Below are 13,498 nucleotides of genomic sequence, written 5' to 3' on the forward strand. Positions count from 1 at the left end.
GATCAGCCGCCGTCGTTGCAATAGCGTTTCCACATCGCGCGATAGGCATCGTCCACCGCTTGCGCGTATAAGACGGGGTTACCGGCGGCGGCAGCCCTGATCTGTCCGGGCAGTTCGCTGCGCAACTTATCGAGCTCGCCGATCTGCGACCCACGGCTCGCTGCGATTTCGACATACGCCTCGTCGCTATCCGCGACCCAGTCCGGCAGCCCAAGCGCGGCGAGGATGGAGCCGGCAGCACGGCTGGGCAGGCTGTGACCCAGCTTCGCCACCACCGGCACGCCCATCTGCAAGGCTTCCCAAGTGCTGACGCCGCCATTCTGCGGGAATGGGTCGAGGCCAATATCGACGCGATTGAACGTCGCCAGATGTTCGTCTCGCGACGTGGCTCCGAGCAGATCGACGCGTTCGGCCGGCAACCGGCAAGCCGCAAACCGCGCCAGCAGATTGTCGCGAACCAGTTGAGCGTCCAGCGCAGTATCCTTGATCAGCAGTCGCGAACCCGGCACCCGCTCGAGAATCCTGGACCAGACGTCCACCGCCTCGTTCGAAATCTTGCTGATGCGGTTGAAGACACCGAATGTGATGAAGCCGTTCGCAATCGCCGGCGTCGGCGCCCGCGCAATCCCGGCCGGCAGCGGCGCCAGCGTCACAAAGCACGGCAGGTCGACGATGGTCTCCGCAAACAGATGCCGAACCGCCACAGGAATCGCGACCGGGTCCGAGAATAGATAATCGATCGTTGGCAGCCCGGTGCCGGTACCGTGGCCCCAGCCATGCACCTGAACGGGTGCCGGCTTGCGCGCAAACACACCGAGGCGGTTTCCGCTGGTGTGGCCGGACAGATCGATCAGGATATCGACGCCATCGGCGCGGATCTGGGCGGCGAGCCGATCGTCGGACCATTGCGAGGCGTCGCGCCAGCGATTGGCGATCCCCTGAAATTCTCTGGTCGTCGCATCCGTTTTCGGTGAACACGAGTAGCAGACGATCTCGAACTGTGCCCGATCATGGTGCTGCAGGACCGGCTTGAAAATGAACGCCGCCGAATGTGTGTGAAAATCCGACGAGACATAACCCAGCACCAGACGGCGATCCGGATCGCGGCTGTTATCATGCGGTCCCGCCGCTGCCGAGGCGATCTTCGCACCGATCTGCTCCCACCATACATGTCGCGCTTGCTGATGCTGCGCAACGCTGGCGTCGGCCATGAAATCGAGGGTGAATATCTTGCTCGAGATCGTGCTCTGATCAGGCTCGATGTCGAGAGCTCTGTCGAAACTGGCGAGGGCTTCGTCGACCCGGCCAAGTGCCGCGAGACATTGGCCGAGCAGGCTGTGGGCCTGAGCGAAGCCGGGATCGGTCGCGAGAGCCTTCTCGCAATCGGACAATGCTTCGGCAACGTGCCGGGTCAGGAGCAAGATACTGGCCCGCCAGAGCCACCCATTCGCGTCGTCGGGTGCCAGGGCGATTGCGCGATTGCAATCCGCCATGGCTTCGTCAAATCGCTGCAGCTCCCGCAATGCAACGGCGCGGGTCGACAGCGCCGAGGCATAGTCAGGCTTGATCGATAACGCGCGGCTCAAGCTTGCGATAGCCTCGTCATAGACGCGCAGACCGCAGAGCGCCCAGCCCCGGCCGTTATGCGCTTCGGAAAGTTTTCCGTCGATTGCGAGCGCCTGGTCGTAGCTCTCGATCGCTTCCTGGTAAAGTTCGAGGGCCGCGCTCGCGTTACCGAGATTGGACAGGGCTAAGGCGTAGTTGGGCCGCAAGGCGAGGGCCTTTCGATAGCTCTCGCGGGCCTCATTGTGGCGTTTTAGTCCGTTGAGCGCGACGCCGAGGCTCATATGTGCCTCGGCAGATCGCGGATCCACCGCAACCGCTCGGCTCAGCAGAGCTTGCGCTTGCTGATAGTTTTTGGCTTCAGACTCCAAAGCGCCCAGCAAATGAAGCGCGATGAATTGGTTGGGCGCGAGCTCCAGGAGTTCGCGATAGGCCGCCTTTGCCTCGCGGAGAAGTCCCGCCTTGTGCAGCTGGAGGGCGCGCGCGAGCAGCGGCCCTAGCTCGGCTTTCTGCCGTTTCTGAAGCCGCGAATTTTGAAATGCACGCTGGCCAACGCTGTCGCTCATGAATCAATTCCACCCGAATCTCCTCCAGAGATTAACATGGAAGGATTGTCGCGATTGCATTGCGCTCCATCGGAGCTACGAGGACGCCAGCCTCGCACAAGCTTCAGGGCGGATCAGCCAGCTACCGCTCGAGATAGCCCAATTCCGCGCTCATGACCTTGCGAGCATATTCGCTGAAGGCATCGATCAACCGGGCGCGCGCGGCATAAGGTGGATAGAGCAATGCAATCGTAACGGGGACAGCCGGGTTGAAGGGGCGCGTGATCAGAGCTGCGCCAGAGCTTTCGTCATGCGCGGCAATCGGGTTGATAATGCTGATGCCGAGGCCCGCGGCGACCAGGGCACAGACCGATGCGCCGAGATCGGTCTCCGCAACGATGCGGCGCGTGACGCCCGCCTGCGCGAAGATCGTATCGATGCGATCGTAGAGTGGACTCCCGGTGGCGAAGGAGATGAAGGCCTCGTCGGCGAAATCGGCAGGGCGCAGCGTCTTCTTCTGCGCAAGACGATGCGCCTTCGGCATTATCGCGACGCAACGGGTCTTGAGCACCGGCTCGACATGCACCCCCGCAACCTCGCCGTAGAGCATTGCCAATCCGGTGTCGCAAAGCCCGGAACTGACCCAGTCGTGCACGGCGCTCGCCGTGCCGGATCGGATCGAGATCATCACATGCGGATAGTCTACCTTGAAGCGTGCCGCGATGCGTGTCAGCAGGCCGCCGGCCAGGCGCGGCATCGCCGCAACGCTTAACCGACCCATGCCGAACGAGCGGATGCTGGCCGCGCTGGCCTCCAGTCCCGCCAAGCCGATGAAAGTCTTCTCGACCTCCTGGAAAAAGCGCGATCCGTCCACCGTCGGGCGGAGGCGGCCGCCACTGCGGTCGAACAGCGGGAATTGTGTGATTGCCTCCAGCTGTCCGATCAGGCGGCTGATCTGGGGTTGCGAGGTATGCATGCGCTGAGCCGCCTGCGTCATCGATCCCGTCACGAAGACCGCCCGAAACGCCTCCACATGCTTCAGGCCCATGCGTCTGGTGGCCATATCAAATCCGTATAGGAGAGTATGAAACTGGAATTTCATCAGATCGCGCTTTTGGACGATAGTCCAGAGCATGAAGCCGTTCGCACGGAGCTGTCCTGTGGTTGCTCACCCACCGTGCACGGCGTCACCGACAAGAGGGACACATGAAAGCGACAATGATCAAGGCATTGGCCGCGGCGACCGTCGCTGCAGTTCTTCTTTCCAGCGAGGCCATGGCTCAGGGCGCGGGCAGGCTGGACAAGATCCGTGAGAGTGGCTCGATCACGTTGGGGTACCCCGAGACTTCGGTGCCCTTCGCCTATCTCGACGGTAACCAGAAGCCGATCGGTTACACCGTGGAAATCTGTGAACAGGTGGTGCAGGCGATCAAGACGGCCCTCAAGCTCCCCAAGCTCGAGATTCGCTATAACCCTATAACCTCGGCGACACGCATTCAGCTGCTCGCCAACGGCACGATCGATCTCGAATGCGGCAACACGACTAACAATGTCGAGCGGCATAAACTCGTTGCCTTTGCTCCCACCACCTTCGTTGCGCAGGTCGTCCTCGTCGCGCGCAAGGATGGCGGGGTCGATGTCAACGACCCGGCTTCGTTTCGCGGCAAGGCCATCGCCGCCCAGGCGGGCGGCCAGACTTTCAAGGTGATTACACTGATCAACGCCAAGGACAATCTCAGCATCACGGTGGTGCCGGCCAAGGACACCGCCGAGACCTTCTTGTTGGTGTCGACGGGCCGGGTGGCCGGCACCGCAAACGATGACGGTCTTGCCTATGCCACGGTCGCCTCGTCCAGAACGCCGGATGACTTCCTGATCGGTAGCAAGAGTCTCGAGACGGCGCCCTACGGTATCGTCCAACCCAAGGATGATCCTGCTTTCAAGAAGATGGTCGACGATGCCGTGATCGACCTGATGAAGAGCGGGCAGATTGCGGCGCTCTACGACAAATATTTCAATTCACCAATTCCACCGCATGGCCTCAACCTGAAATTTCCGATGAGCGCCGCCCTCAAGCGGGCGCTGGCCAATCCGACCGATTCCGGCGACCCGGCAGTCTACGAATGACGCGACAAGCGCTCTAGAGGTCTCGCAATGGCACATCAACACGACACGAGTCCGGCAGACGCCGGGTTGCCACCCATCGACCTGCGCAGCGATACGGTCACCAAGCCGACCGAGGCGATGTATGCCCGCATGGCCTCTGCGCCGCTCGGCGATGACGGGCTGGACGGTGACCCCACGGTGCAGGAGCTGGAGGCCGTCGCAGCTGCGGCGTTGGGCAAGGACGTCGGCCTGTTTGTGCCGAGCTGCACCATGGCCAACCTGCTGGCGACGTTGGCGCAGTCGCAGCGCAGCGAACAGATCGTGCTGGAATCGAATGCCCATATGTACACCTCGGAACGAGGGGCGGCGACGTTTACGGGGCAGTTCTACTTCGCAATTGCCGGCACCGCCGGCGCTATGGACCTGAATTTGCTGGAGGACGCCCTGCAGGGCGAAGGGCTCAAGCTCGGGACCGCTCTTGTCGCAATGGAAACCTCGCACAACAACGCGAGCGGCGCCGTATTGCCGCTGGATCATATGCAGGCCGTGCACGCCATGGCCTCGGCCCGCGGTGTCCCGGTGCATCTCGACGGCGCGCGGCTGTTCAACGCCGCCGTCGCCCTTGAAACGGTGCCGGCCGAGGTTGCGAGACATTGCGACACGGTTTCTCTGTGTCTGTCGAAGGGCCTGAGCGCACCCGCCGGGGCCGTGCTCGCCGGACCGCGCGCGGTGATCGACAGCAGCCGCAGGTTTCGCCGCATGCTGGGCGGCACGCAGCGCCAGATCGGCGTCCTGGCCGCGGCCGGCCTGGAGGCGGTTCAGGTCATGGGGACGCGTTTGGGCGAGGACCACCGGCGCGCGCGAGTTCTGAGTGATGCGTTGAATGGGATGCATCCAAAGCTCAGCGCGACAATCCCTCAGACCAATATCGTGCAGGTCGACGTCTCTCTCTCCGGTCGCGACAGCGCCGTGTGGTCGGGGGCTCTGGAGAGGGAAGGCCTGAGGGCGAGGCCCTGGGGCAAGCATCGCTTGCGTTGCGTGACCCATCGCCATATAGGCGATACGGAGATTGACCGCGCGGTCATGGCATTTCGCGCCGTGGCCGAAGTTTTGCTCTAGACATTCGCCGATGTGAATCGGGTCCCTTGTAGCCCGGATGGAGCAAGCGAAATCCGGGAAAGTCTCTCTGCGGAGATGGTGGTCCCGGATTGCGCTGCGCTCCATCCGGGCTACGAGCTCGCTGCTAACTCAACACCCCCACCACCGCTCCCATCAAACACGTTGTCAGCGTCCCGGACACGATCGACTTCAGCCCGAGCGCGTTGATCTCCTCGCGCCGCTCCGGCGCCATCACGCCGAGACCGCCGATCATGATGCCGAGGCTGGCGAAATTGGCGAAGCCGCACATCGCATAAAGCATGATCAGGCGCGAGCGCGGATCGAGCGTGCCGGGCGGCAGCTTCGAGAAGTCGACATAGGCGATCAGCTCGTTCAGCACGGTTTTCGTGCCCATCAGGCTGCCGGCGGTGATCGCCTGGTCCCACGGCAATCCCATTAGCCAGCACACCGGCGCCATCACGAGGCCGAGCAGGCGCTGCAACGAGATCGCGGCGCCGCCGATATCAGGCAGCAGGCCGAGGATCGCATTGACGAGATAGACCAGCGCCACCAGCACCAAGAGCATTGCGACGATGTTGATCAGCAGCTCGATCCCCGCGCCGGTCCCTTTCACGATCGCGTCCATCGTGCCGGAGACCTCCATCTCGGGATCCTCCAGCGCGCCGCCGGTGCGCTTGTCGGATGTTTCCGGCACCATGATCAGGCTGACCAGGATCGCGGCCGGTGCGCCCAGCACCGAGGCGATGACGAAATGCGCCGCTGCGTCAGGAATGAGGGGAGCAAGGAACGTCGCATACAGCACCAGCACCGTGCCGGCGATGCCGGCCATGCCGCCGGTCATCACCAGGAATAACTCGCTGCGGGTCATCTGCGCGAGATAAGGCCGCACGAACAGCGGCGCCTCGACCATGCCGAGAAAGATATTGGCGGCGGTCGAGAGTCCGACCGCGCCGCCGACGCCGAGCGTCCGCTCCAGCAGCCAGGCCATGCCGCGCACGACCGGCGGCAGCACGCGCCAATAAAACAAGAGCGTCGTCAGCACGCTCATGACCAGCACGATCGGCAGCGCCTGGAATGCCAGCACGAAATCGGCACCCGGTGCTTTCAGGTCGAAGGGCAGGGGACCGCCGCCGACATAGCCGAACACGAAGGAGGAGCCCGCGCGCGAGGCCGCCGAGATCGCGCCCACGGCGTCGTTGATGGCACCGAAGGCGCGCGCGACGACGGGCACCTTCAAGAGAACGAGCGCGGTGACGAAGGTGGCGACGAGGCCGATCGCCGCCTGGCGCAGCGAGGCCCCGCGGCGATTCTCGCTCAGGACCAAGGCGATCAATAGCAATGCGAAAACGCCGAGTGCCGATTGCAGCCGCAGCATGATGTCCCCAAACCCCGATGATTATGGCCACCCCTGCGTCGCAAACGCAATGCCGAGAGATTGTCGGAGCGTCCCGCTGTTGACAAGCAGGTCCGCGTCAGCCACGCGGAGCACGTCGACATCAGGAGCCGGATAGTCCGAGCGTGACCGAAGAGGCGATGCCAGACCAGCCGATATCGGGAAACCCGCCGGTCAGTGCCCGCGCGCTCCTCTCCCATCGCGCCTTCCTGTTCTTTCTGCTCTCGCGCAGCCTGTCGCGTTTCTCCAGCCAGATTGCGGCGGTCGCGATCGGCTGGCAGATCTACGATCTCACCGGCTCGGCCTTCGACCTCGGCATGGTCGGCCTCGTGCAATTCCTGCCCACGGCGCTGCTGGTGTTCGTCGCCGGCCATGCCGCCGACCGCTACGAGCGCAAGCGCGTGGTCCAGCTCTGCCAGCTCGTGGAAGCTGCGACCGCGCTCTATCTCGGAATCATCACCTATCTCGGCTTGGTCAGCGAAGTGCAGATTTTCGTGGCAACCTTCGTGCTCGGCATTGCCGGCGCGTTCGAGAGCCCGACCACCGCGGCGCTGCTGCCGGCGATCGCGCCGCAGGGCTCGCTCCAGCGCGCCACCGCCGTCTCCAGCGGTGCGGCGCAGGTCGCGACCATTACGGGGCCGGCGCTCGGCGGTTTTGCCTACGCAGTCGCGCCGCATCTCGCCTACGCGGTGATGGTGCTGTTCTGGATCTTCGGGATGATCTTGACCGGCTTCATCCGGCCGCGCCCGCAGGCGATCGCCAAGGACATGGCGGGCGCCGACAATATCTTCGCCGGCGTCCGCTTCATTCGCAGCAATCCGGCGATCCTCGGCACCATCTCGCTCGATCTGTTCGCGGTGCTGTTCGGCGGCGTCACCGCGCTGTTGCCGATCTATGCCCGCGACATCCTCCAGACCGGTCCGATGGGGCTCGGAATCCTGCGCGCCGCCCCGGCGGTCGGCGCGCTGCTGATGACCCTGGTGCTGGCCCGTCACGCCATTTCGCGCCACGTGGGCCTGCGCATGTTTCAGGCCGTGATCGTGTTCGGAGTCGCAACGATCGTGTTCGCGCTGTCGTCCTGGATGTGGCTGTCGGTGCTCGCGCTCGCCGTTCTCGGCGCGGCCGATACGATTAGTGTCGTGATCCGCTTCTCGCTGGTGCAGCTCGCGACCCCCGACGAGATGCGCGGCAGGGTCGGTGCGGTGAACTTCCTCTTCATCAACGCCTCCAACCAGCTCGGCCAGTTCGAGAGCGGGGTTGCGGCCGCACTGTTCGGCGCCATGCCGGCAGCCGTGCTTGGCGGCGTCTGCACGGTCGCGGTGGCGCTGTTGTGGATGAAGCTGTTTCCGAGCCTGCGGCAGGTGGAGACTCTGGAATAGGGGCTCGCTCTCTCCCCCGTCATTGCGAGCGCAGCGAAGCAATTCAGAATCTTGCCACAGTTGGCAGTCTGGATTGCTTCGCTGCGCTCGCAATGACGATTGTGGAAGCAGTGCGGGGACTTAGTCGACTTCACCCGCTGGCGGAAGGCAGGTTGCAACCCCACGCATTCTACTGTGCATGGGGTTGTTTTCGCGTTTTTTTGATTCAGCCCCGTCCCACGAACGGCATCTTGGTTGCCATGACGGTCATGGTCAGCACGTTGGCATCGAGCGGCAGGCCGGCCATGTAGGCGACGGCATCGCCGACCGCCTTCGCGTCCATGCGCGGCTCCTGCTTCGACGTGCCGTCGGGTTGCAGCACGCCGGGGCCGTTGACCATCCGGTCGGTCATGGGCGTCGCAGCATTGCCGATGTCGACCTGGCCGACCGCGATGTCGTACATGCGCCCGTCGAGGTTGGAGGCCTTGGTCAGGCCCGTGATGGCGTGCTTGGTCGAGGTATAGGCCGCAGAGAACGGCCGCGGCGCATGCGCCGAGATCGAGCCGTTGTTGATGATGCGACCGCCGCGTGGGCTCTGGTCCTTCATGATGCGAAAGGCGTGCTGGGTGCACAGGAACGGGCCGGTGAGATTGGTATTCACCACCGCCTGCCACTGCTCAAGGCTGAGATCCTCGAAATTCACCGGCGGCGCGCCCATGCCGGCATTGTTGAAGAGCACGTCGAGCCGGCCATAGGTCGCCTTCACCTTGTCGAACAGCGCGGCAATCGAGTCCGGCTTGGTCATGTCGGCGGTGACGCAAAGGCTCTTTCCGGCAGGGCCGAGCTTGGCCGTCTCCTCGAGCATGTCCGGCCGGCGCCCGACCAGCACCACGGTGAAGCCTGTGTTCATCAGCGCCAGTGACGCCGCGCGCCCGACGCCGGTGCCGGCGCCCGTCACCACTGCGATCTTTTTCGCTTCACTCATCGTTTCCTGCCTTTTTCTCTTGAGCTGTCAGGTTTTGGATTCTTTTTCGTTCTTGTAGGGCGGCCGCGGGATATTCTGATGCGCCGCCCGCAAGGCCGCCGACCAGCGCGAGCGCAAATCGTGGAAATAGGGCTCGCCCGCCTCGATGCGGTGGTTGAGGTCGGCCTCGCAGGCGTCGGCGCGCACCACCAGCACGTCGATCGGCAGGCCGACGCCGAGATTCGAGCGCATGGTCGAATCCATCGAGATCAGCCCGGTCTTCAGCGCCTCGTAGAGCTCGACGTCGTAATGCATGGCGCGGTCGAGCACCGGCTTGCCGTATTTGTGCTCGCCGATCTGCAAATAGGGTGTGTCGGTGGTGCATTCGATGAAATTGCCGGCGGTGTAGACCATGAACAGGCGCATGCGCGCGCCGTTGATCTGGCCGCCGAACAGGAACGACACGTCGAACGACACGTCCTCTGATTTGAGCGCCGGCCCCTCGGTCGTGTGCACGGCCCGAATCGCCCGGCCGATGCGCTGGGCGGCCTGGAACATGGTCGGCGCGTTCATCAGCGTCTCGATCTCACCGGTGTTAGGGTCTTCGAGGCCCTCGGTCAGCGTCGAGAGCACCGACTGGCTGATGGCGAGGTTGCCGGCGCTGGCGATCGCCATGATGCGGTCGCCGGGTTTGGAGAAGATGTGGAGCTTGCGGAAGGTCGAGACGTTGTCGAGGCCGGCATTGGTGCGGGTGTCGGCGATCATCACCAGACCGTCCCGAACCAGAATTCCGCAACAATAGGTCATTTCCAGTCCCCGAACGCGTTTGCGCCGAATTACTAGCCAATTTCAAGGGCCGCTCCAACCCCCGATTGCCGCGGGGCGGCAGGGTGGAAACCGACCGTGGGTGAGGGGAGCGCGCGGCGCGGCTCAGCTCTGCCGCTGGGACTGCGATTGCGACTGGCCGCCGCGGCCGGCCTGCTCGACCTTGACCGCCACCGACAGCGTCTCCGCGCCGCCGCCATAGCGGGTGCCGCGCACGGGGGCCGCGCCGAGATAATCGAGCCCGATCGCGACGCGGACATGGGCGTCGGTGGCGCAGATGCTGTTGGCGGGGTCGAAGCCGACCCAGCCGAGACCGTCGACATAGGCCTCCGCCCATGCATGGCCCGCGTCCTGATGCACCGTGCCGTCGGAGCGCAGGAAGTGGCCGGAGACGAAGCGCGCCGGCACGCCGCCGCTACGGGCGCAGGCGATGAAGATGTGCGCGTAGTCCTGGCAAACGCCGCGCTTGAGCGTGAACGCTTCCGCCGCCGACGTCCCGCTGTTGGTCGGGTCCTCGTCGAAGGTCATGTGATCACTGATTTGCGTCATCAGCGTGTGCAGGAAGCCGAGCGTGTCGTTCTCGGCCTCGCTGCGCAGCTGGCGCGCGACTGCATGCATCGCCGGATTGACCGTGGTGAGGTCGGTGGCGCGCAAGAACATGCCGGCCGGAAAGCGCTCATCGGCGCCGCGCAGAACGCCGCCGGTGTCGTGGGTCTCGATCAGGCCCTCGGCGGTGATCTTGATGTCGCCGACGGGTCCGCAGGACAGCACATGGGTGACGTTGCCGAACGCGTCCTCGTGGGTGTCGAGCTTGGTGTCGGTCGACACGTCGATCTGCCACTCCGCCACATATTGCCCGTCATGGCTGCCGGGCGTCATGCGCAGGATCTGGATCACGCTCGTGGCCTGCGGCTCGTAGCGATAGGTCGTGGTGTGCAGGATTCGCAGGCGCATGGTGGACCACAGTTCTTATGCCGTCATTCCGGGGCGGTGCGCAGCACCGAACCCGGAATCTCGAGATTCCGGGTCTGGTCCTTCGGACCATCCCGGAATGACGGAGGTCAAATCAAATACTGCTTCGTGATGATTTCGCCCAGCCTGGAATTGTCCGAGATGAATTCCTGAATGAATTCATGCACGCCATGCTGGAAAATGTCGTTCATATTGCTGTGTTCCAGCCGGTTGCGGATGCCGCGGGCATGGCGCTGGGCCGGGCCCTGGCGGCCATAGGCGACCCCGATCTGATCGAGATTGCGCACGAGATTGCCGTAGCAGCTTGCGAGCGAACGCGGCAGCGAATCGTTGAGGATGAGCAAATCCGCGATCAGCCAGGGTTTCAGCGTCTCCCGATAGACCCAGTGATAGGCCGTCAGTGCCGAGACCGAGCGCAGGATCGAGGTCCACTGGTAGAAATCGAGCGGGCCGCCGACATGCTCCTCCTCGGGCAGCAGCACATGGTATTTCACGTCGAGAATGCGCGCGGTGTTGTCGGCGCGTTCAAGATGCAGGCCCATCCGCGAGAACCAGTAGGCGTCGTTGCGCAACATAGTCCGGTAGGCCGAGCCGTCGAAACGCAGCGATGTCTCCTGCACGAAGCGCAGGAATTTCGCCAGGTCCTCGCGCGTGGAGGTCCCTCTGCTCCAGACTTCCTGCAATTCGATCCAGGCCGAGTTGATGGTGTCCCACATCTCGCTCGTCAGCGCTGTGCGCACCGAGCGCGAATTCAGCCGCGCCGCCTCGATGCAATTCCTGATCGAGGACGGATTATCCGCCGAGAACGAGAGATAATCGACGACGTTGCGCTCGTTGGCTTCTTCATACTGCTGATAGAAGCTGCCGGCGACGCCGGCAGTCAAAAGCGCCGAGTCCCATTCGTTGGTCTGGCCGATATAGGCGGCGGGAAGCGCGGTGACGCGCAGCGTCGCATCGATGGTGCGCGCGAGATACTCGGCCCGTTCGACGTAGCGGGCGAGCCAATAGAGGTTTTCGGCGGTACGCGACAGCATCTCTCTACTCGTCCAGGATCCAGGTATCTTTGGTGCCGCCGCCCTGGCTCGAATTCACCACCAGGGAGCCTTCCTTCAGGGCAACGCGTGTCAACCCGCCGGGCACGATCGTGGTGCTCTTGCTGCCGGTGAGCACGAACGGCCGCAGGTCCACGTGGCGCGGCGCAAGGCCGGATGCCGTGCAGGTCGGGCAGGTCGAGAGCGCCAGCGTCGGCTGCGCAATGAAGCCCTCGGGCTCGCGCTTGAGCTTTTCGCGGAAAGCCTCGATCGTCGCCTTGGTTGCGGCAGGACCGATCAGCATGCCGTAGCCGCCGGAGCCGTGCACCTCCTTCACCACGAGTTCGCTCAAATTATCCAGCACATAGGCGAGGTCCTTTGGCTCGCGGCAGCGCCAGGTCTGCACGTTCTTCAGAATCGGCTCCTCGCCGAGGTAGAATTTCACGATGTCCGGCATGTAGGAGTAGATCGCCTTGTCGTCGGCGATGCCGGTGCCGACGGCGTTGGCGAGTGTGATGTTGCCGGCCGCATAGGCTGACATCAGCCCGGGCACGCCGAGGGCGGAGTCGGGACGGAAGGTGAGGGGATCGAGGTAGTCGTCGTCGACGCGGCGATAGATCACGTCGACGCGTTTCACGCCCTCGGTCGTCCGCATGAACACTTCGTTGTTTTTGACGATGAGGTCGCGGCCCTCAACCAGCTCGATACCGAGCTTGTCGGCGAGGAAGGAGTGCTCGTAATAGGCCGAGTTGTAGACGCCCGGCGTGAGCAACGCGACGGTCGGTTCGCCGGAGGCGCTTTGCGGCGCCACCGAGCGCAGGGCCGAGAGCAGCTCGTCCGGATAGCGTTCGACCGGCGCCACCCTGTGACGGGCGAACAGGTCCGGAAACAGCCGCATCATGATCTCGCGGTTTTCCAGCATGTAGGACACGCCCGAGGGCGTACGCGCATTGTCCTCCAGCACGATGAAGTCCTCGGCATCGACCCGGACGATGTCGATGCCGGCGATGTGCACGTAGACGTCGTGCGGCACCTGCTGACCGTTCATCTCGGGACGGAAGACCGGGTTCTGAAAGATGAGGTCGTCGGGCACGATCTCGGCGCGGAGGATGTCGCGGCCATGATAGATGTCGCGCAGGAACATGTTGAGCGCGCGCACGCGCTGCTTCAGTCCCTTCTCCAGCAGCGACCATTCCCTGCCGGACATGATCCGCGGGATCACGTCGAAGGGGATCAGGCGCTCCGTGGACTCGGAGTCCCCATAAACAGCGAAGGTAATGCCGATGCGGCGGAAGAGGAGCTCGGCCTCCTGGCGGCGATATTCGAGCGCCTCGGGAGGCGTCTCCTTGAGCCAGCGCGCCAGCTCCTGATAGGCAGGGCGAAGGTCCCCACCGGGAATGTTCATTTCATCAAACGCGACTGCCATAGATCCCGACTTGTCTCCGCAAGGCGTTGCGCCATTCGACAGGCCGCCAAGCCTTGGTGAAGACCGCGACGTCCTGGCCATGCGGCAAGAGTGCATGACTTTCATGCGGTAGCAAGGGCCGGGCCAGCGCGATAAGCATGGGGAGAGGACATTTGCCGGGGATGGCCGGCGGCTTGCCTGAAAAAATGGCTGAGGA

11 protein-coding genes are annotated in these 13,498 nt (G+C 63.7%); 3 read left to right on the top strand and 8 right to left on the bottom strand.

Annotation, left to right across the window (positions count from 1 at the left end):
• Positions 1-2 precede the first annotated feature (2 nt).
• Both C7G41_RS22375 and C7G41_RS22380 read right to left on the bottom strand, forming a co-directional pair.
• Positions 3-2,129, bottom strand: a complete 2,127-nt coding sequence (locus tag C7G41_RS22375; RefSeq protein WP_106944551.1) for a glycosyltransferase family 41 protein — start codon at positions 2,127-2,129, stop codon at positions 3-5.
• A 121-nt stretch (positions 2,130-2,250) separates the two neighbouring features.
• Positions 2,251-3,171: a LysR substrate-binding domain-containing protein gene (locus tag C7G41_RS22380; protein WP_106944552.1), complete on the bottom strand. Its 921-nt coding sequence runs from the start codon at positions 3,169-3,171 to the stop codon at positions 2,251-2,253.
• Between the two features lie 143 nt (positions 3,172-3,314).
• Here C7G41_RS22380 and C7G41_RS22385 point away from each other — a divergent pair, with 143 nt between their 5' ends.
• Entirely contained in the window at positions 3,315-4,235 is a 921-nt protein-coding gene (locus C7G41_RS22385; RefSeq protein WP_199198556.1) for an amino acid ABC transporter substrate-binding protein, read from the top strand.
• A 27-nt stretch (positions 4,236-4,262) separates the two neighbouring features.
• Positions 4,263-5,333, top strand: coding sequence for a low specificity L-threonine aldolase (locus C7G41_RS22390; RefSeq protein WP_106944553.1), 1,071 nt, complete (start codon positions 4,263-4,265; stop codon positions 5,331-5,333).
• A 124-nt stretch (positions 5,334-5,457) separates the two neighbouring features.
• Here C7G41_RS22390 and C7G41_RS22395 read toward each other — a convergent pair whose 3' ends face one another.
• Positions 5,458-6,708 (bottom strand): NupC/NupG family nucleoside CNT transporter, encoded by a 1,251-nt coding sequence (locus C7G41_RS22395; protein ID WP_106944554.1) that lies wholly within the window; start codon positions 6,706-6,708, stop codon positions 5,458-5,460.
• Positions 6,709-6,866: 158 nt separating this feature from the next.
• Here C7G41_RS22395 and C7G41_RS22400 point away from each other — a divergent pair, with 158 nt between their 5' ends.
• Positions 6,867-8,105 carry an MFS transporter gene (locus C7G41_RS22400; RefSeq protein ID WP_106944673.1) on the top strand — a complete coding sequence of 413 codons (1,239 nt, stop codon included), beginning with the start codon at positions 6,867-6,869 and terminating at the stop codon, positions 8,103-8,105.
• Between the two features lie 205 nt (positions 8,106-8,310).
• Here the strand turns inward: C7G41_RS22400 and C7G41_RS22405 are convergent, their stop codons facing one another.
• From C7G41_RS22405 to C7G41_RS22425, 5 genes are all read right to left on the bottom strand, one after another.
• Positions 8,311-9,069, bottom strand: coding sequence for an SDR family oxidoreductase (locus tag C7G41_RS22405; RefSeq protein ID WP_007602492.1), 759 nt, complete (start codon positions 9,067-9,069; stop codon positions 8,311-8,313).
• 27 nt (positions 9,070-9,096) lie between these two features.
• Positions 9,097-9,855: a proteasome-type protease gene (locus C7G41_RS22410; protein WP_106944555.1), complete on the bottom strand. Its 759-nt coding sequence runs from the start codon at positions 9,853-9,855 to the stop codon at positions 9,097-9,099.
• 123 nt (positions 9,856-9,978) lie between these two features.
• The gene (locus tag C7G41_RS22415; protein WP_106944556.1) at positions 9,979-10,827 is read right to left on the bottom strand and encodes a transglutaminase family protein; all 849 of its coding nucleotides are present in this window, start codon (positions 10,825-10,827) and stop codon (positions 9,979-9,981) included.
• A 107-nt stretch (positions 10,828-10,934) separates the two neighbouring features.
• Complete coding sequence (locus tag C7G41_RS22420; protein ID WP_106944557.1) at positions 10,935-11,879, bottom strand: alpha-E domain-containing protein; 945 nt, start codon at positions 11,877-11,879, stop codon at positions 10,935-10,937.
• 4 nt (positions 11,880-11,883) lie between these two features.
• Positions 11,884-13,302: a circularly permuted type 2 ATP-grasp protein gene (locus C7G41_RS22425; RefSeq protein ID WP_106944558.1), complete on the bottom strand. Its 1,419-nt coding sequence runs from the start codon at positions 13,300-13,302 to the stop codon at positions 11,884-11,886.
• Positions 13,303-13,498: the final 196 nt, after the last annotated feature.

This window comes from Bradyrhizobium sp. MOS002 (genome assembly GCF_003020115.1).
In the GTDB taxonomy this organism is placed as follows: domain Bacteria; phylum Pseudomonadota; class Alphaproteobacteria; order Rhizobiales; family Xanthobacteraceae; genus Bradyrhizobium.

Bases quoted from the DNA above. Each gene is read 5' to 3' on its own strand.
- C7G41_RS22405 (WP_007602492.1), bottom strand. From the start codon at position 9,069: ATGAGTGAAGCGAAAAAGATCGCAGTGGTGACGGGCGCCGGCACCGGC.
- C7G41_RS22390 (WP_106944553.1), top strand. From the start codon at position 4,263: ATGGCACATCAACACGACACGAGTCCGGCAGACGCCGGGTTGCCACCC.
- C7G41_RS22420 (WP_106944557.1), bottom strand. From the start codon at position 11,879: ATGCTGTCGCGTACCGCCGAAAACCTCTATTGGCTCGCCCGCTACGTC.
- C7G41_RS22385 (WP_199198556.1), top strand. From the start codon at position 3,315: ATGAAAGCGACAATGATCAAGGCATTGGCCGCGGCGACCGTCGCTGCA.
- C7G41_RS22395 (WP_106944554.1), bottom strand. From the start codon at position 6,708: ATGCTGCGGCTGCAATCGGCACTCGGCGTTTTCGCATTGCTATTGATC.
- C7G41_RS22425 (WP_106944558.1), bottom strand. From the start codon at position 13,302: ATGGCAGTCGCGTTTGATGAAATGAACATTCCCGGTGGGGACCTTCGC.
- C7G41_RS22400 (WP_106944673.1), top strand. From the start codon at position 6,867: ATGCCAGACCAGCCGATATCGGGAAACCCGCCGGTCAGTGCCCGCGCG.
- C7G41_RS22380 (WP_106944552.1), bottom strand. From the start codon at position 3,171: ATGGCCACCAGACGCATGGGCCTGAAGCATGTGGAGGCGTTTCGGGCG.
- C7G41_RS22410 (WP_106944555.1), bottom strand. From the start codon at position 9,855: ATGACCTATTGTTGCGGAATTCTGGTTCGGGACGGTCTGGTGATGATC.
- C7G41_RS22415 (WP_106944556.1), bottom strand. From the start codon at position 10,827: ATGCGCCTGCGAATCCTGCACACCACGACCTATCGCTACGAGCCGCAG.
- C7G41_RS22375 (WP_106944551.1), bottom strand. From the start codon at position 2,129: ATGAGCGACAGCGTTGGCCAGCGTGCATTTCAAAATTCGCGGCTTCAG.